Source organism: Roseibium litorale (assembly GCF_014842915.1).
GTDB classification, from domain to species: domain Bacteria; phylum Pseudomonadota; class Alphaproteobacteria; order Rhizobiales; family Stappiaceae; genus Roseibium; species Roseibium litorale.
Genome location: NZ_JACYXI010000005.1, coordinates 222403 through 239884 on the forward strand (window position 1 = coordinate 222403; position 17482 = coordinate 239884).

Annotated in this window: 16 protein-coding genes; 10 read left to right on the forward strand and 6 right to left on the reverse strand. The window is 58.6% G+C overall.

Going from position 1 to position 17482, the window contains the following annotated elements:
* The first annotated feature begins 2 nt into the window (after positions 1-2).
* The 3 genes from IG616_RS10170 to IG616_RS10180 all read left to right on the forward strand — a co-directional run bounded on the left by IG616_RS10170 (position 3) and on the right by IG616_RS10180 (position 3808).
* A complete protein-coding gene (locus IG616_RS10170; protein ID WP_192148045.1) occupies positions 3-809 on the forward strand; it encodes a helix-turn-helix transcriptional regulator in 807 nt (268 codons plus the stop codon).
* 214 nt (positions 810-1023) lie between these two features.
* The gene (locus IG616_RS10175; RefSeq protein ID WP_192148046.1) at positions 1024-2445 is read left to right on the forward strand and encodes a hypothetical protein; all 1422 of its coding nucleotides are present in this window, start codon (positions 1024-1026) and stop codon (positions 2443-2445) included.
* Between the two features lie 187 nt (positions 2446-2632).
* Positions 2633-3808, forward strand: a complete 1176-nt coding sequence (locus tag IG616_RS10180; RefSeq protein ID WP_192148047.1) for an AarF/UbiB family protein — start codon at positions 2633-2635, stop codon at positions 3806-3808.
* A 169-nt stretch (positions 3809-3977) separates the two neighbouring features.
* Here IG616_RS10180 and IG616_RS10185 read toward each other — a convergent pair whose 3' ends face one another.
* Entirely contained in the window at positions 3978-4901 is a 924-nt protein-coding gene (locus IG616_RS10185; protein WP_246476180.1) for a LysR family transcriptional regulator, read from the reverse strand.
* 93 nt (positions 4902-4994) lie between these two features.
* On the opposite strand from IG616_RS10185, the gene IG616_RS10190 reads away from it, so the two are divergent.
* The 4 genes from IG616_RS10190 to IG616_RS10205 all read left to right on the forward strand — a co-directional run bounded on the left by IG616_RS10190 (position 4995) and on the right by IG616_RS10205 (position 8994).
* On the forward strand, positions 4995-6002 hold the full coding sequence (locus IG616_RS10190) for a DAPG hydrolase family protein (RefSeq protein WP_192148049.1): 1008 nt from the start codon (positions 4995-4997) through the stop codon (positions 6000-6002).
* A 571-nt stretch (positions 6003-6573) separates the two neighbouring features.
* Complete coding sequence (locus tag IG616_RS10195; RefSeq protein WP_192148050.1) at positions 6574-6771, forward strand: hypothetical protein; 198 nt, start codon at positions 6574-6576, stop codon at positions 6769-6771.
* Positions 6772-6825: 54 nt separating this feature from the next.
* A complete protein-coding gene (locus IG616_RS10200) occupies positions 6826-7893 on the forward strand; it encodes a glycosyltransferase family 4 protein (RefSeq protein ID WP_192148051.1) in 1068 nt (355 codons plus the stop codon).
* Between the two features lie 21 nt (positions 7894-7914).
* Positions 7915-8994 (forward strand): glycosyltransferase family 2 protein, encoded by a 1080-nt coding sequence (locus tag IG616_RS10205; protein WP_192148052.1) that lies wholly within the window; start codon positions 7915-7917, stop codon positions 8992-8994.
* Between the two features lie 9 nt (positions 8995-9003).
* Here IG616_RS10205 and IG616_RS10210 read toward each other — a convergent pair whose 3' ends face one another.
* Entirely contained in the window at positions 9004-9906 is a 903-nt protein-coding gene (locus IG616_RS10210; RefSeq protein ID WP_192148053.1) for an alpha-1,2-fucosyltransferase, read from the reverse strand.
* A 4-nt stretch (positions 9907-9910) separates the two neighbouring features.
* Entirely contained in the window at positions 9911-10924 is a 1014-nt protein-coding gene (locus IG616_RS10215) for a hypothetical protein (RefSeq protein ID WP_192148054.1), read from the reverse strand.
* Between the two features lie 123 nt (positions 10925-11047).
* Here IG616_RS10215 and IG616_RS23270 point away from each other — a divergent pair, with 123 nt between their 5' ends.
* Positions 11048-11641 (forward strand): CatB-related O-acetyltransferase, encoded by a 594-nt coding sequence (locus IG616_RS23270; protein ID WP_209007419.1) that lies wholly within the window; start codon positions 11048-11050, stop codon positions 11639-11641.
* 6 nt (positions 11642-11647) lie between these two features.
* Here IG616_RS23270 and yegS read toward each other — a convergent pair whose 3' ends face one another.
* Both yegS and gcvA read right to left on the reverse strand, forming a co-directional pair.
* Positions 11648-12565, reverse strand: coding sequence for a lipid kinase YegS (gene yegS / locus IG616_RS10225; protein ID WP_192148055.1), 918 nt, complete (start codon positions 12563-12565; stop codon positions 11648-11650).
* 30 nt (positions 12566-12595) lie between these two features.
* Positions 12596-13519 (reverse strand): transcriptional regulator GcvA, encoded by a 924-nt coding sequence (gcvA, locus tag IG616_RS10230; protein ID WP_192148056.1) that lies wholly within the window; start codon positions 13517-13519, stop codon positions 12596-12598.
* A gap of 216 nt (positions 13520-13735) precedes the next feature.
* On the opposite strand from gcvA, the gene IG616_RS10235 reads away from it, so the two are divergent.
* Entirely contained in the window at positions 13736-14953 is a 1218-nt protein-coding gene (locus IG616_RS10235) for an acyl-CoA dehydrogenase (RefSeq protein WP_192148057.1), read from the forward strand.
* Positions 14954-15007: 54 nt separating this feature from the next.
* Positions 15008-16189 (forward strand): NAD(P)/FAD-dependent oxidoreductase, encoded by a 1182-nt coding sequence (locus IG616_RS10240; protein WP_192148058.1) that lies wholly within the window; start codon positions 15008-15010, stop codon positions 16187-16189.
* 34 nt (positions 16190-16223) lie between these two features.
* Here IG616_RS10240 and IG616_RS10245 read toward each other — a convergent pair whose 3' ends face one another.
* On the reverse strand, positions 16224-17126 hold the full coding sequence (locus tag IG616_RS10245) for an N-formylglutamate amidohydrolase (protein WP_192148059.1): 903 nt from the start codon (positions 17124-17126) through the stop codon (positions 16224-16226).
* Positions 17127-17482: the final 356 nt, after the last annotated feature.

Genomic DNA, 17482 nt, shown 5'->3' on the forward strand with positions numbered 1-17482 from the left:
CAATGGCGAGCGAAGCGATCCGCACAAGCCCACCCGGGCGCTTTCGCGCCGAAGAACACCGGCGCGTGGTGAGCAAGGTCATCTCGGGTATGAAGAAGCTGGAAAACGGCGATGTTTCGCTATGCGAATGGGCTGAGTACGCCTCGCTCAGTAAGTTCGAGTTGATCTCCGCCTTCAAAAAGCTAACCGGCATTCCACCGATGGCGTTCCACAATGCGGAGAAACTCGAGATCGCCAAACGGCTACTGGTGTTCGAACGCATGCGGGTCACCGACGTCTGCTTCGAGATCGGTTTCGAGAGCCTCGGCTCCTTCGTCAGTAAGTTCTCTTGTTGCGTCGGGATCTCGCCAAGAAACTATGCGAAGGCCATGAGTGCCGTCGGCTTCACCGGCCTCTTCGTCCAAGCACTCCTACACGGTAAGCCCCGCTCACCGAAAGCCGGTACGGTGATCGAGGTGCAATTCGAGTCCCCCGAAGCGCACGACCGGCCAAGCCTGATCACAGCCGTCTTCCCGCGTGCCCATCCCTCCGGCATGCCCTCCGACTGGCGCTTCGTGCCGCCGACACGCCGCATCGCTCTATTCGGTGGTGGCCTAAAGGGGTATTGCCTAGCGGCGGCGTTGCCACTGTGGCCACGACTGACCGAACTGGTCAACTTCCGCCCCGTCCTGATCGGGCGGACATCGATACAGCCCAATCTCGACAAGATCCGAGTGGCACTCCATCCGCCGACGATCTTCGATCCTCCGGTCACACTTGCCGTGCCTGCGCTGTTCTGCCACCAGATTACCGAGGTCGAAAGACCATAGGAGATGGTCGATGGAAGTTGCGTATTTGATTTCTGCAATTTTCGAGAAGAGAAGGGCCTAGGTAGGAAATACAATTCTGTTCAACAAAACAATCTGAATCATCAATATCCGGCAGATCACAAGAAAATAGGACGACAGTAAAAGTATAATAAATCGGAAATTGGTGAGGGAACTGCTTTTCAGACAAGTTTAGGCTCCCAGATGGAGGTTGATGATGGTTATTCCTATCGTTTCAGGTCCGTATAGAACATTCAGAGCACTAACGCAGGATGAGAGTTTTATCGAATTCGAAGGATCGACAATCACAATTCCGATGAAAGCCAGGCGTTCGCCGAATGAGCCGTGGATGGAGGAGATCATAAAACTGCGCGCCTTCATGCGTCTGGAAATCTACCCGGCTTATGTCAACAATCTGGGGACGCGCGAATTCCAGTTCACGATCCGGGATTGGGATCTTTATGGGAAAAGCCCGATGCTCAATCAGCTCTTCTACGGTGATCCGAGAGGAAAGCTGGTCGTCGACAAAAAGACCGGATTTGCGGATCATATTCCGGCCGCAGTGACCTTTACCGTCAATCACGGTTACAGCCTGACTGTTGACGAGGGCGCCGGCGAGGGAGCGAGGGAGCTTTTCGGTAAGAACAGCGATATCGAGATTCGCGATTTGTGCAGCCATCACCTTAGGACTTGGGCCCCTGCTCCGGAGCGGAATTCGGCGATAACACCCTACGGAAATCCGAATACTCGGATCTATTGGCAAATCATCCCCGCAAGCCGTGCCAAGGCTGCCAAACTGAACTATCTCTTCGAGAATCCGGAAGCCGAACGACTTGGTCTTCAGGTCGGCATGGGGATCATGATCTTTCACAAGAAGGCTCCGAACATTCCGGGCGATACCGCGGAATTCGACATCGCGAACCCGGAGGATCGGGCCCGATATCTGCTGGCGATCACAACGCTTGGTGAAGCCCGGTCGTTACGCACTGACGACGGGTCCGTTCCTATTCTCCAGGCAAAACTTCCCTCGCGTGGATTTGAAGCGGCACGAGGGCAAATCAAGGGCAACTCGGTCATTTCGAGCCTCTATAGGCCGCGCTCGGGCCTCGATATTCGAATTCCTATCGCCGCGCGATTCCGCTCCGGCGGTGATTTTAACGAAAGCGCGGAGAAACTGGCTTCGACGTCTCGGGGAGAAATCCTGAAGGGAACGATCGATATCAAAAGCCCGGCCCGTAGTCTTGGAACGGCGGATCAAGCGCCGGACCCAGGAAGACCGTTCGACTCAGCAGATTTTCCCGCCCGGATCACCTATGCCGCCAATTACGACATCTACATCAATCGAGAACGCTTCGTCGAAGATCAGGCGGGGATCGCCATCGCCGTCGGTGCAGAGGACGTTCCGCCTCGAGACGTCAAAGTAGCCTTCGAAAAACCGCAGGCCGGTTTGGTCGCGGGGAGGTTCATTGAATTTTCTTCGGGCGATTGCACTGGAATGTTCGAAATTCCGATGGAAGATTACAGGGACGGACTTAATTTTGCCCGGTACTGGCGCACCGTCCCGCTGGAGCCGGAAGCCGTCAGGTTCAAATCTGAAGGCGGCCAATTCGAGGATTACGATCCTTTGCGCGAATACTAACCAGCGCTTGATGCTGACTGATAGCCAAACAGCGGGGGTATGCGAGGACGATGCCCTGAAAGGTAGGGCGACCTCGTTTCCCTCCCGTACAAAGCTTGCCGGGCGCTGCGTGCGTGTTGGGGCAATCGCTGCAGGCATGCTTCTTTCGCGCACACCACGATGGGCATATTTGCGGAGCCGCGGTCGGGTGAACGAAGCGAACCAATGCCTGGGAGAAAGCATCGCACAAACATTGGAACGGTTGGGGCCGGTGTTCCTGAAATTGGGGCAGATCGTTTCCCATAGGTCTGACCTCTTGCCAGAAGACCTGCTGCGGCCATTGCGGCGGATTCAAGATCAAGTCGGACCGGAGCGCTTTGAGATCTCCCGTGCGACCCTCGAACGGACATTCAACCGCCAAACTGGAGAACTATTCTCAGCCTTCGAGGCAAAGCCGATCGCGGCCGGCAGCATTGCAACCGTTTACAGGGCGAAACGGTGCGACGGACGGGAAGTTGCGGTCAAGATTGTCCGTCAGGACGCCGCTCGGATTTTAACGATGGACCTCCGGATTGGCGCATGGCTCGCAGGCTTTGTCGCGAACCTCAAAGCATTCAAAGCATTACCCATTGCAGAATGCTACTCCGAGATCGAAGCGCTGTTCGTCGCGCAACTCAACATGCATATGGAGGCATCAAATCTTGAGGCGATGCAGGAAGACAATTTCATTCAGCGGCACGTCAATATTCCTTCAGTGCACGCGGATCTCGTTGGTCCCGATGTGCTGGTGATGGATTTTGTCGACAACGCCGTCAGTATCAGTGCCGATCACATCGAGACGACAATCTACAAGCAGGCCGCGCAGTCCGTTCTGGCAGTCCTTTACCGGATGGCATTCGAAACCGGTTTTGTCCATTGCGATATGCACCCGGGCAATCTCCTTCTGGACGAATCTTGCGAAGTCTGGCTTCTCGACGGAGGCTTTTTCGCACACTTCAGCGAGAGAGATAGGCTATGTTTTCAGGACCTTTTCCTCGGCCTGGCATTCGGCGAACCCGACCGGTGTTGTGACAGTCTCGTCGGGTCTGCAATCACCATCCCGCAATCTTTGGACCGGGAGGCGCTCCGGAGCGACGTGAACAGGCTAATCGAGACCCATCACAGCAAGAGGGCAGGGTCATTCCTTGTAGCAGCCTTCGTTTATGACCTGTTCACGCTACAGAAGCGCCACGGCCTCTATGCACGGTCAAGTTTCGTTGCGGCGATCTGGGCATTCGTTACATTCGAAGGAATCGTGCGCGACCGGTTCCCAGAACTCGATTTCCAGGGTGAAGCAAAACCTTTTGTAGTCAGCAGAATCATCAAGAGCATGAGAACCCGATAGTGAAGAATGTCTGCGGCTCCAGAAGCCTACAGAAGTCAAAATTCATATAATAAATTCAATTATTTACAGGTCTAAGTCCTATTTCTACTGGTGCGCCATTTCTTTCTATCAGCGCCGCTATATCGCCACCATTTTCGCAGGCAGCGGAAAGAATCGCGAAAGCGGGAGCCTATAGTTTCCTCCCACGCAGACATCTGAGCCCTTCGACGACGAGATCGCGCAAGAAGCGGTGTGCAGGGGCTTTGTCGCTGGCCGCATGCCACATGAGCATGAGTTTTGCAGGCGCAAGGCCGATTTCTTCCGGAAGCGGCCTGACGGACAGGTCGAAATGCTCGGCGAAACGTTCCGCCACCTGGGTGTGGACGGCGGCGATCATCGGTGCCTGGGAAACGATGGAAGGCACCGTCAGAAGATGGGACGTTCGCAAAGCTATGTGCGGCCATACGTCCAGACGTCCCAACGCGTCCAGGATTGCGTCTCCGTCCGGTCCCTCGACCACCACCATCGGATAGCGTCTGTAGTCATCAAGCGTCATCGCTTCACCGATGGCGACCAGGGCGGCATTGAAAACCGTATGATACCCTTCGTGATAGATCACGCGTTGCTTGTGGTAGCTTCTTCCCCCGGCGAAAGTGCCAATGGCGAGATCGAAGACGCCCGTCTCCAGACCATCGGCGACATCGGCCCCGTCTATGGGGATCAACTTGAGCGTGACGCCGGGCGCCTTTTCAAGCAACAGGGCTGAGACTGCGGGAATGAGGATTGCTTCGGCGCTGTCGGTCACGCCAAGCCGAAAGGACATTTGCGCTGTTGAAGGGTCAAATGGCATTTGCTCCGCAAACAGCATGCGTATTTTCCGCATGGTAGTCCGAAGCTCGACTTCGAGACTGACGGCCTTCGGCGTCGGCACCATGCCGCCCGCACTTCGCACCAGCAATTCGTCCCCCAATAATCGTCGAAGGCGCGCCAGATTGTGGCTCATGGCGGGCTGGCCAAGAGAAAGCCGCCGCGCCGCGCGCGAGACGTTCTTTTCCTCCAGAAGGGCCTCCATCGCGATCAGCAAGTTGAGATCGATGGTTGAGATATCAGTCATGTCGATTTTCAGCATGCCCCAGATTGATTTGATTAATGAGGATCATGGCGTAGTTTCAGGGTCAAGCATCGAATTTCCGCCAAGGAGCTCGCCATGACCCGTACCCTGTCCCGCCGCACCCTTCTCAAAGGCGCTCCAGCTGCAATCGCCGGAGCCGCGTCTGCTGCTGTCCTGTCCCATTCTGACCTCGCACAAGCAGCGCCCGCGGCCAAACCCGAAGCGCATCGCGACGCTTACGGCGACTGGAGCGCTGTCACATACCTTTCCCTGGAGTGCCAGAAGCAGCGCATTGCCAATGAGCAGGCCGTGGGCGCCACCCCTTATGCCCCCTATCTCGACACGGATCTCTCGGTTCCCTCGGCATCGGCAAAAGCCCTCCAGTTCGGACCCCTCGATCCCGGCGATGTGCCCACGCCGAGTGCGCAGAACCTCAACCGTCTGATCGACCCGTCCTTCAAGACGAAAGACAACGGCTATGCCGTTCTGGATGGCCAAATGGCCTATGCGCAAAGCCGCATTGTCATGCCCGGCGTGACCACCGGCATGTTCAAGTGGTGGTTCACCTGGCATCCGCTCGAAAAAGAACGCTATATGCTCTGGTTTCCGCAGGCTCATATCGACACAAGCGTTGACGACCCGTCCCGCCTGCAAGATACGTCGCTGAGCTACGAGAAGCGGTTTTTCAACAATCCCAACCGCATCCAGGAATGGATCGGACCTAGCCGTCTCGACGCCATCATCCATTTCTCCGAACCGGCAACGCTTGGCTTCGACGCCCAGGCCCTGGCGCGAGAAGGCTTCACCGCCAGCGCCAGTGCCGTGTGTTATCCGACGCCGGCACCCGATATCCCGTTCACGCTGATGGTCCATATTGCCCGCGATACAAGTGCCGGCATGGAGCTCTTAAGCCGGTACTGGATCGGAGCTCATGCGGACATGGCGCGGTTCGCCAATGCGGAGAAGGCTCCGGCAATGCTGCAAAAGATTGGCTTCAACGAGCAGGTTGCGGAAATGACAGCCTATGAAATGTCGGTTCACGACATGACCGAGTTCAACCATCTCGCGCGCATCCTGCCAGGTATTTATCGCGCATTCGGGTAACGAGCGGCGGGAGCCAATCCCGGCGCGGGGCGCCGTTTTTCCAAACGACACGCGATCACCCCTGAATGCCTTGAAAGGCATAGTAAAATCAGGGGTCACCGCCCTTTTCGCGGCGGGACGATAACCGCCTTACAAAGGCCTGTCTGAGCACGGTTTTCTTATCAGTCAGACTATCAAAAACCCAAAACTCCCAAAGGCTTGACAGAAACTCAATAGCGAGTTTGGATCGTGTCCCAAGGCGTGGTGCGGCTGGTGAACCAGCAAGCCGTCAGCGGTTTACCGCATGAGCCGCAGGTCACAAAGCCTGTGTGTTTAGTCCGCAAGCTAAGGCCACTTATTCGGCCTCAAAGGCGCATCTATGCGGTACTGGTGAAATCAGCGCAGACTGCCAGTCTATCGACCAGCGCGTTGAGCCGCCGCTTTCCTGCCACATGCAGGAGCCTGGGAGCTGGTTTCAAACCTCTCCTGAGTGGTGTAGGATCCTAGGGAATCCGGGCAGGTACAACATCCCTCCCGAAGTTGCTCTCCGGGCAGTATCTGAAGACTGCAGCCGTACAATCTGACGGACCCCATGATCTTGACCCGCCTCGTGTTTCTCACCTGCCTATGCCTTCTGACGGCCAATTGTGCCGTGGTTTCGGTGGGCGGCGCCGTCGTCGGCACAACCGCTTCGGTTGTCGGCACCACCGTGTCGACCACAACGAAAGTGGCTGGCGGCGCTGTCAGCCTTGCCATTCCGGATGGCGACAGCGATGAGGAAACGCAATAAACTGCACCTGGATCGCTTTTCCCATCCTCCGTTCCAACTGGAAAATCCGCTGTCATGAAAGCCGGTATTGTCCTGCCGCGCGGGATGCACTTTTCCCCGCAAGGGGCAACGTCCATCGATATCGTCGCCCATGAGCTCCTGTCCGGCAGCCGGTTCAAGGATCAGAGCTATGTTCTTGGTGCGAGCGTGGAGGGTCCCTATTCCGGCATCGACTTCCGGCCCTTGAAGGCCCGGCGTCAGAACGACCTGATCAGCGCGGCCATTAAAGGCCTGAAACGAGACCGCCCGGATGTGATCGTTGTGCATCAGCATCCTGAATCCGCCGCCCGTATTGCCAAGGCACTGGCGCCAACCCCTGTTGTCCTGCACCGGCATGGTCTGCTGCGCGCGGAGCGGAGCTGGTTCTCAAAATGGTGCAAGCAGCGGCAATTTAATCGGCTGAGCGGACTGATCTTTGTGAGCGGCTTTCTGCGCAGCCGGTTTCTGGCGTCCTATCCCAGCCTCAAGGCCAGATGCCAAATCGCCTATAATTCGCTCGACACGGACTTCTGGCGCCCTGCGGCGGAGAAGCAGCAAACAATCTGTTTCGTTGGACGCGCGAGAGCCGACAAGGGCATCCGTGAACTGGTCGAAGCCTTTGTCTCCAGTCCTTGCCCGTCCTGGGAACTCACGCTCATTCTGGCCGTCCTGACCGAAGAAGAGCGGCAATTCTGTTCCGGGATCGAGGCCATGACCTTTGGTCATCCGGAGATCCGCATCCTGCGCAATCTGACCCAGGAGGGTGTCCGGGATCAGCTTGCAACGGCACAGATCGCTGTCTTTCCCTCGATCGTGGAAGAAGGTTTCCACAGGGCGGCAATCGAGGCCATGGCCTGCGGCTGTGCCACGATCGGCGTCAACCGGGGCGGCGTGCCGGAAGCGACCGGCGGCGCAGCCTTGTTGATCGATCAGGTCTCCCCACAGACCATCCGCCAGCCGCTGGACCGCCTCATGTCCCGGCCAGAGGAAATCAGCCGTCTCGCGGCGGCCGGGAGGGCGCATGTTCAGTCCAAGCTGGAAACGCGGTTGGTCTGCGGCCAGTATGATGACCTGCTTGAAACAATCGCCCGCCAACGCGCCTGACCGGAACGGACCATAGACGCCATGACCACCCCGCCGGCTGTTTCCATTGTTCTGCCTGTCCGCAACGGAGAAGCCTATATTTCTGCCGCCATCGACAGCATGCTGAACCAAAGCTTTAGCGGCTTCGAAATGCTGGTTATCAACGATGGGTCTACCGATGGGACGCCTGATCTCCTCACTGAGGCTGCAAAAAAGGATGCGCGTATTCGCATTCTTCAAGGAGACGGCAAGGGCCTTGTTCATGCCCTCAATCTCGGCATTAGCAAGGCCAGGAGCCATCTGATCTGCCGCATGGATGCGGATGATCTATCAGACACCAACCGTCTGGAAAGGCAGGTCGCATTTCTCGAAGCATCCCCGGAGGTTGATCTGGTTTTCTCGCAAATGCGCATGATGAATGCGGCAGGCGAATTGACCGGAAAGCAGACCCATGCGCTGACCAGCCCGGAGGCGGTGAAGCAGGCGCTTGAGCGCGGCGATTGTGAAGTTCATCACCCGACGGTTCTTGGACGCCGACAGGCCCTTCTCGAAGCAGGGCTTTACCGGGAGGCCTTCGCAAGGGCCGAAGATCTCGATCTCTGGCTCCGCATGTCCGAGCGCGGCAAGATCGCGGGTCTTGACGAAATTCTTCTGACCTACCGGATTCACGGCGGTCAGGTCAGCCGCGAGCACACGCTGCGCCAGCGCTTTTCCCGCGACCTGGCGGTCCTGTGCGCAAGGCACCGGCGCACATCTGGCCAGGATCCGATGAAGGGCCTTGAGAACCCAATCGCGCTTGATGAGAACACAGTGGTGCTGACGGCCGAGGGCGAGCCGATGCCCTCCGATATTCTGGCGCTTTTGAAAACCTACAGGGCCCTTGATGCTGTGCTGTCAGACCAGCCTGACAGAATACCGGATACGGAAACCCTGCGCTGGCTTTTGAAGGACCTGCGCCAGAAATCGATCTTCCCGAGCGCCCGTCTGCGACAGAAGGTCTATCATCACATCGCGCAAACTGCCTTTGGCCGCGGCGAGATCAGTCTTGGGATTAAAGCCGCTCTGAGAGCCTTGCAGAACAATCCGAGCCGGGCCATCAAACAGCGCTTCAAGCCTGTCTGATCCATTCGATCAGAGCCTGATCCACTCCGGCGGCATCAGATCGCAAGTGTTCTTCTTCCGGAGCGTTTCTTCCGAAAACCACTGGCGCGGAGCAATCACCTGCTTGCCCTGTGGCCTGTTCAGCACCGCAGCCCACCAGCTGTAGCTGCTGTTTGCTGTGATGTGGTGATGGCAACGGGACATGAGCGCCAGATCCTCATCCTGCGCGTTGCGCGGCAGAAAGACGGCCTTTTCGCCCCAATGCGCAAGTTCCCGGGCGGCAGCCTCCGGCTGATCTGAGAAAACCAGATAGCGGTCGGGCGCGGCGAGCCCGTCCATCACTTGCTTGGCCCGGTCGTAATAGTCGCGCCCGAGAACGCCGTGTACCTTGGTGGCAGCCGCATCGCGCACGTAGTCGCCGCGCCGGATGTGAACGCTGCAGACGCGCTCAAACCCCGCCGTCCATTGCGTCCAGCGCTCGTCGACCACATCACTGCCCGCAGCAGGGCGGATGATCTGGCCAAGATGGCCAAGATCCTGCTCGAAATAGCGGTAGCTCTGCCAATACCCGGACAGAAGGCACCCCGGCTTCAAACTCTCAAAGCTCTTGAAATAGTGATAGTGAGGCTCGCAGACCGGGCGGGCAGGCCATTGCCCGCTGATCATGTGCAACGCAGTCTTGATCGGGGCAGGCCTGCGCTTGGCAGCCCGTTTAAGAAGGCTGGGGGGCACAGAGACATAGGATGGCTGCAGCCCAACCAGCTCCAGCGTGGACTGATGGTCGCTCTCTTGCGGACTGACGCAATAAAGCGGCACCCCGAGGCGCATTGAGAGGGCATGGCCAGCCATGTACTGGAACAGCATGTTGCCCAATCCGCCAAAGACATGGACCGAGACGGCATTCTTCAGATCGGGTTTCGCCTGACTGCTCATGCGCTCATCCCCTTTCGGCGGCAGAGAGATAGAGGTCCCGCAGCACAGGCCGGAGCGGCTTCGGTACGGAAACTATCTTCTTCCACTGCGGCTTGGCCGCCGAACGGAAACCTTTGAGCGCGGGGAGACGCTGCGGCGCCTGAGTTTCATGTGCAGCCAGGGTGCGGATAAGATTGACCGCAATCGGGAAAAACTGATGCTGCATCATCAAGCGGCGCTTATTTTCGGCCATAGCCGCCTGAGCGCCCTCGAAAGGATCTTCTTCCAGAATCCTGAGCACCGTCTCGACTGCTGCCCTTGGCTTGCGCGTGTCGATGAGGCGGAAACCTTCCGGATCGAAATAGTCAGCGAGGTTCTCACCACCAGAGACAATCGGGAAGGCCCCGCCCAGGATCGGGTCGGCCAGCTTTTCGGTCCAACCGTTGTCGATCAGGTTGTTTTCCAGCACCAGATGATAGCGGAAGGAATTGATCGCGTCAGACTTGTCCTCGATTGGATTGGAGCCACGCCCGAACAGGGTCAGCCGGTCGCCGAGAGCTTCCTTCAGCATGCCGAGAAAGCGCAAGCGGCGGTGCTGGTTCAGGTTCATCTTCTTGGTCGAGCAAACCACCGACATTTCTCCGGTCTTGGCAACCTGAGATCCGGCGACGAGCTCCTGCCAAGGCATGGGCGCAGGCTTCTGGTCGAGACCATACATCCAGGGCAAACCACCCGTGCCAAGCACCATGCGGCCGGAAACGCCCCTGATCGGCGCCATGGAGACAACCGTTCCGAACTGCTGGAGAAACACCGGCGGATAGTACTTGATCGTATAGGGTTCGCTGGTGATCAGGATCCTCCGCTCCAGCGGCAGATGCGTGAGGCATCCGGGTACCGGCTCATCATAGCCGATGAACCAGTCCGCCTGGTGTTCGGTATCCCCGGTCACGAACCGGAAATCCTCCCAGATCCCATCATTTCCGGGCGTCTGGCGGAAAATCCGGCGGATATCGTGAATGGAGGAAACGTGAACCAGCATCTTGATGCGACTTCCCTGTTGGCCATGGCCGGGCAGCATTCTGCCCCAATGCACTTAACCACCTGACTTTCCGCATGCTATAGCCGCTAGATCGCCGCGAGGCTATCATTGCGGACAAGCGGCTTGCCCCGCATCCGCACGATTGCGATCCAGAAGTTCAGAGCGACCGGAGAAACCCGCGTGAAGCTTTCCAAACTGTTCCGGTCCAAGCCGAAGAAAAAGTCGACGCGCATTCAGCCCGGAACGCATATCAGTGACGACACAGTCATTGGCGAGCACAGCTATATCGGCTCGAACTGCAGCATCACCAGGACGCGGATCGGCCGGTATGTCTCCATCGCCAACAATGTTTCCATCGGTCAGGGCGAACACGACCTGTCGCGGGCCTCGACGAGCAGCCTGTTCTATGACAGCCCTTATGAAACGCTGACCGCCGGTGAATGCGTCATCGAAAGCGATGTCTGGATTGCCGTCGACAGCATCATCCGCCGGGGTGTTACGATCGGTACTGGGGCTGTCGTCGGCGCCAATTCCTTCGTTAACAAGGACGTGCCGCCCTTTGCCATCGTCGGCGGATCTCCCGCCCGTATTCTCGGCTACCGGCTGGATGAGGAAAAGCGTGCAGCGCTTCTTGCCAGCCGCTGGTGGGAGCTGGGTCTGGAGGAGGCCCGTCAGACCTTATCCCGCCTCGAAGCTTCCTGGGCCACCGAAGCCTGATCCTTCTTATGGCCGCCGGAACCTCACCGCAGACGGCAAAGCCTTGAGACTGAAGCTCCTGCCGTGGACCGGTTCACCATCCAGATTGATCTGCAGGTCCTCGCGGGTCTCGATCCTGCACTCGGCCATGCGCGCGGTCACGGCGCCATAGCGGCGCATCTGTTCCAGCCCGCCATCCATCAGATGCCCGATCAGGTCGGGCACCTGATCCCGCTCCGGTGATGGCACAATGGTCAAGTCCAGAAGCCCGTCGTCAAGCTTGGCATCCGGGCACAAAGGCACGCCGCCGCCCGCCTGCCGGCCATTGCCCGCGGCAATCGCCAGAAACTCGCCCTGCCAGGAAAGATTCTCACCCGTCACTTCGGCGCTGCAATTGGCCAGCTCGGAAAACCGGTTGAGCCCGGTGAAGAAATAAGCAGCTCCACCCAGAATCCGCTTCAGGCCGGAATCCGTCTCTGTGGTCACGCGCGTGCCGAACCCTCCGGTCGCAACATTCACAAAGATCCGGTCATTGACCTTGCCGAGATCCATCACCCGCGCCGAACCGGTCGCGGCAATCCAAAGGCACTCGGCGATGTTTCTCGGATCGAGACCGATGCCCCAGGCAAAGTCATTGGCCGTGCCAAGCGGCAGCAATCCGAAGGAGAAGGGCATGTTGTCCGCCCCGCAAACCTCTTCACAAACGGCGCCCACCACCTGATTGAGGGTTCCGTCCCCGCCGCCCGCAACCAGCGTATCAATGCCGTCCTTCGCGGCATCAGAAAGTGCCTCCAAGGCGTAACGGGCTGCATCCCCGCCTTCCCATGTCACGCGCACAGTGACTTCATGCCCCTTGCTTCTCAGCTTCTGGATCGCAGTCCGTACATCCTCCCGCCCCGCCGCCTTACCGTGAAGAATGATCCGAAGATGCGTATGTTCGGGCATGTATTTACTCCTGCGTACACCCAAGCCTGACTAGCTGGGCAACATGGTTTCCCGATCAACCCGTGCCGCGCGGGCCTCTTCCATCAGCCACTTTCTGAAGTGAGCCACGACGGGCCGCATGGTGCGGTTCTCGGGATAAACGAAGAAATAGGCCGTTTGTTGCCTCATCGAGAGATCAAAAAGCCGCACCAGCCTGCCGGAGGCCAGTTCGTCCTGCACGAAGAACTTCGGCATCAGGGCAGCGCCTGCATGATGAATGGCAGCTTCGGCGATCATGACGAATTGTTCGAACCGTGCCCCTTGGAAGGCAGCATCCGTTTCAACGCCCGCAAGATCGAACCATTGCCGCCAGGCCAGAGGGCGGGTGGACAACTGAAGGCGGGGCACATTCGCCAGATCCGCCGGAGTCCGGATGCCATGCCGGTCGCGGAAGGCGCGAGAGGCGACCGGAATCACTTCCTCGGCAAACAACGGTTCGGCGATGGCCCCTGCCCAGACAGGATCGCCATGGTGGATCGCCCCGTCAAAGGGCTCCGCATCAAAATCGAACGGTTGCAGGCGAACGCTCAGATTGAGCCCTGCGCTCGGATGCCGGCGCTGGAATTCGGCCAGCCGCGGCGCCAGCCAGCGGGTGCCGAATGTCGGTAGAACCGCAAGGTTCAGCACATCCTCGCTGCCTGCATAGGACATGACCTGCCGGGTGGCAGAAGTCAGCTGATCGAGTGCGCCGCGGATGTCGTGAAGATAGAGCCGGCCCGCATCTGTGAGCACGATCCGCTGGCGGATCCGGCGGAAAAGTTCCACCCCCAGCCGGTCTTCCAGATGCCGGACCTGTTTGGAGATGGCCCCCTGTGTCAGGTGCAGCTCCTCGGCAGCCCGTGTGAAGCTGGAATGACGGGCAGCGCACTCGAAAGCGATCAAGGCATCTGCGGGCGGCACAAAAGCACGTTTCATCGGAATTTGCTCACGAGGGCCAGAAAACAAAAAACCGGTTCATTCCAGTTTGTCATGAATAAGGGAGAGAAAATCGCTTTTTTGCAAGCCCTCTCCAGCTCAATATCTGCCGCACGAGACAGAACACTTCACTGCCCCCGCCTCGATCCCATGACCTGACCGCAGGCGGGAGAGGCCGGAAACCGGGCAATCCGGACATTCTTCAGGGAGACCACCATGAACGCCAAGACTTCTTCCACGTCCTCTCCGGCAGGTGGTGGCACGTTCGATTGGCAGGATCCTTTCCTGCTGCGCGGCCAGCTCAATGAAGACGAGCTGCTGATCATGGAAACCGCCCGGGCCTATGCGCAGGAAAAGCTGCTGCCGCGGGTGATCGAAGCCTACCGGGAAGAAAAGACCGACCGCAGCATTTTCAACGAAATGGGCGAGCTGGGCCTTCTGGGCGTCACCGTTCCGGAAGAGTATGGCTGCGCCGGTGCCTCCTATGTGTCCTACGGGCTGGTTGCCCGCGAGGTCGAGCGCGTTGATTCCGGCTACCGCTCGATGATGAGCGTCCAGTCTTCCTTGGTCATGTATCCGATCTACGCCTATGGCTCGGAAGAACAGCGCCAGAAGTATCTGCCGAAGCTCGCAACCGGCGAGTTTGTCGGCTGCTTCGGCCTGACCGAGCCGGACGCGGGCTCCGATCCGGCAGGCATGCGCACCCGCGCGGAAAGGATCGATGGCGGTTACAAGCTGACCGGCTCGAAGATGTGGATCTCCAACTCGCCGATTGCCGATGTGTTCGTGGTCTGGGCGAAGTCGGAAGCCCATGACGGGGCTATTCGCGGCTTTGTCCTGGAAAAGGGCATGAAGGGTCTGTCCGCACCGAAGATCGGAGGCAAGCTGTCGCTGCGCGCTTCCATCACCGGTGAAATCGTCCTCGACAATGTTGAAGTTTCCGAAGACGCCCTGCTGCCGAATGTGTCCGGCCTGAAAGGCCCGTTCGGCTGCCTCAACCGCGCCCGCTATGGCATTGCCTGGGGCTCCATGGGTGCGGCCGAGGATTGCTGGACCCGTGCCCGTCAGTATGGCCTGGAGCGCGTCCAGTTTGGCCGTCCTCTGGCCCAGACCCAGCTCTTCCAGAAGAAGCTGGCCGATATGCAGACCGAAATCACCCTCGGACTGCAGGCCGCGCTTCGGGTCGGCCGACTGTTCGACGAAGGCCAGATGGCACCGGAAATGATCTCCCTGATCAAGCGCAACAACTGCGGCAAGGCGCTGGACATTGCCCGTCAGGCCCGCGACATGCACGGCGGCAACGGCATTTCCGAGGAATATCACGTGATGCGTCATGCGCAGAATCTGGAAACGGTGAACACCTATGAGGGCACGCATGATGTGCACGCCCTCATTCTGGGCCGCGCCCAGACCGGCCTGCAGGCATTCTTCTAAGATCCAACGCCAACCGGAGGCTCCCCGCCTCCGGTCTTTTTTCAGGTAAGACGAATGGGTTCCTCCACCGCAGATGTCATCATCATCGGCGGAGCCGTGATGGGCTCCTCCACCGCATGCCAGCTGGCCCAGCGCCCGGATTTTTCCGGCCGCATCGTGGTGATCGAAGCCGATCCCACCTATGAGATCTGCGCTTCGGCCCGTTCCGCAGCCTCGATCCGCCAGCAATATTCCAGCGCCATCAACATCGAGATCTCGCTGTTCGGCATCGATTATCTGCGTAACATTGGTGAGCGGCTGGAGGTGAACGGAGACAAGCCGGTCATCGACCTTCACGAAGGCGGGTATCTGTTCCTGGCAACCTCCGAAACCGAGAGCATCCTTCGGGAAAACCATGCCCTGCAGGACAAGCTCGGAGCGGATATAGCCTTCCTGGAAAAAGCCGCCCTGCAGGCGAAGTTTCCCTGGCTTAATACGGAAGACCTGACGGCTGGCTGCCATGGCCTGTCCGGTGAAGGCTGGTTCGACGGCTATGGCCTGATGCAGGCCTTCCGCCGCAAGGCCCGGTCGCTTGGGGTCGAGTATATTTCCGCGCGCGCCGAGACCTTGAAGAAAAACGGCTCCGGCTGGGATGTCGTCCTGTCCAACGGTGATACGCTGTCTGCTCCTATCGTGGTGAACACCGCAGGCGCTTCGGGCGGTGCGGAAATCTGCCGCCAGGCCGGGCTTGATGTGCCGGTGCACAGCCGCAAGCGCTGCGTCTTTACCTTCGACTGCAAGGACACGCTGCCGCTGTTTCCGCTTCTCATCGATCCGAACGGCACCTATGCCCGTCCGGAAGGCGCGGGCTTCATCTGCGGCTTGGCGCCTTCAGACGAAAATGATCCGGACACCGACGATTTCGATGTCGATTACGCCCTCTTCGAGGAAGAAATCTGGCCAACCCTGGCCAACCGCGTTCCCGCCTTCGAAGCGATCCGTCCGGGCCGGGCCTGGGCCGGGCATTACGACATGAACCTCTTCGACCACAATGCCTTTGTCGGCGCGGTGCCAGGCATTGAAGGCTTCTATCTGGCGCTCGGCTTCTCCGGTCACGGCTTGCAGCAATCGCCTGCCGTCGGCCGGGGGCTGTCGGAACTGATTGCCACGGGCAGCTATCAGACGCTTGACCTGTCACCGCTCGGCATCGAACGGTATTTCTCTGGTACGAAGCTGATCGAGCGGAACGTCGTTTAAGGCAAGAAACCGTATGGGTTGCCGGAGGCTTTGGCTATTCGGCAACCAGCGGCGGATCGAACATATCGAAGTCAAGATCCAGATCCTGACCGAAGTCGAGCTCGATTCCGCTCCTCTCCCGCTCTTGCGAAACCGGCATGCCTTCCTGATAACTGCGCGCCCAGTCAAGGGACTGGGTGAAGGCATCGGTCAAGACCATTTTCATGCGCGAAATCCGCGCCCGGTCCGGCTCATAAGGGGTGGACTCGTGGCGGAGGTAGGAACGCTGCGCAATGGAAACACCCAACGCGTGAATTCCCCGCTCCGGCGCCCCGTAAGCCCGCAGGATATAGCCATCCGCCAGCGGGCTATCCGCACCGATCGAGAAGCCACTCAGGCCCTCGAACGCTCCGAGGAAGGCACTCTGCAGCCCCGGAAGACCAGCCTGGCCGTCTGCTGTCGTGGCGCTAATCACAGGGACACTGTCTTCAGCCCGTCCTGCAATCTTCGAGCGGATGGACTTGCAATCGAACAGCACGCAATAGCCGTGGATAGAGCGGACCCTTGCAATCTCCTGGATCAGTTCCTGATGGAAAGGCTGATGAAAGAGATATCCTCGTTGCTCGATCTCGATTGGGCCCGGCTCTTCGCCCGGCTTGTAGATGCGCTTCATGTCGAGCGTCGACACCGGACACAGGCCATCGCCCGGTACCTGTGGGGATGGGTCGGGGCTATTGGGATCCTTGTCGACATCGATGACATAACGCGAAATCGTCGAGCGAAGGGTTGTCGCATCCAGGTCCGCAGCAAAATCGAAAACCTGCTCAAGGCGCCAGGAAATGTCCGTTTGCAGACGGCCCGTCGCGCTCAAGCGCTTGTCGATCGCCGGCGGAAGGTCGGCTCCCGCGTGCGGAAGGCACAGGATCAACGGGCTCTCGCCTTTTTCGACTATGATCATTGTGTCCCTGCCCAAGACATCAAATCGACAAGGTTCAGTTTGATCCGTTTACCTAACGGGAACAAGATGGTTGCCTTGAAGATCCGAAATTCCGGAAGCACACCTGCTGCGAGGCATTTGGAGCGCCAGGCGCTCCATTCCGGAATGGGTGATTCGAAATTATGCAGAATGAATGTCTGAACCTAGTCAGCCAGGCGCTCTTGCCAAGGCGATAGCCGCCGTTCCGCACAGAATTATGCATTATGCCCCCTCCGGTTCCATGAAAAGCTGTCGTGCATTCATCACGCATTCGAATTTCTATGTGCCCCCGATCTGCCTTAAGTTCACGGCACTTAACCTATCCCCGGAGTACCCCT

What these genes read in the sequence shown, in the direction of transcription:
- IG616_RS10170 (WP_192148045.1), top strand. Translation starts at nt 3, where the DNA reads ATGGCGAGCGAAGCGATCCGCACAAGCCCACCCGGGCGCTTTCGCGCC.
- IG616_RS10195 (WP_192148050.1), top strand. Translation starts at nt 6,574, where the DNA reads ATGATCTTGACCCGCCTCGTGTTTCTCACCTGCCTATGCCTTCTGACG.
- IG616_RS10245 (WP_192148059.1), bottom strand. Translation starts at nt 17,126, where the DNA reads ATGATCATAGTCGAAAAAGGCGAGAGCCCGTTGATCCTGTGCCTTCCG.
- IG616_RS10190 (WP_192148049.1), top strand. Translation starts at nt 4,995, where the DNA reads ATGACCCGTACCCTGTCCCGCCGCACCCTTCTCAAAGGCGCTCCAGCT.
- yegS (WP_192148055.1), bottom strand. Translation starts at nt 12,565, where the DNA reads ATGCCCGAACATACGCATCTTCGGATCATTCTTCACGGTAAGGCGGCG.
- IG616_RS10215 (WP_192148054.1), bottom strand. Translation starts at nt 10,924, where the DNA reads ATGCTGGTTCACGTTTCCTCCATTCACGATATCCGCCGGATTTTCCGC.
- IG616_RS10210 (WP_192148053.1), bottom strand. Translation starts at nt 9,906, where the DNA reads ATGAGCAGTCAGGCGAAACCCGATCTGAAGAATGCCGTCTCGGTCCAT.
- IG616_RS10205 (WP_192148052.1), top strand. Translation starts at nt 7,915, where the DNA reads ATGACCACCCCGCCGGCTGTTTCCATTGTTCTGCCTGTCCGCAACGGA.
- IG616_RS10235 (WP_192148057.1), top strand. Translation starts at nt 13,736, where the DNA reads ATGAACGCCAAGACTTCTTCCACGTCCTCTCCGGCAGGTGGTGGCACG.
- IG616_RS10200 (WP_192148051.1), top strand. Translation starts at nt 6,826, where the DNA reads ATGAAAGCCGGTATTGTCCTGCCGCGCGGGATGCACTTTTCCCCGCAA.
- IG616_RS10175 (WP_192148046.1), top strand. Translation starts at nt 1,024, where the DNA reads ATGGTTATTCCTATCGTTTCAGGTCCGTATAGAACATTCAGAGCACTA.
- IG616_RS10185 (WP_246476180.1), bottom strand. Translation starts at nt 4,901, where the DNA reads ATGACTGATATCTCAACCATCGATCTCAACTTGCTGATCGCGATGGAG.
- IG616_RS10240 (WP_192148058.1), top strand. Translation starts at nt 15,008, where the DNA reads ATGGGTTCCTCCACCGCAGATGTCATCATCATCGGCGGAGCCGTGATG.
- gcvA (WP_192148056.1), bottom strand. Translation starts at nt 13,519, where the DNA reads ATGAAACGTGCTTTTGTGCCGCCCGCAGATGCCTTGATCGCTTTCGAG.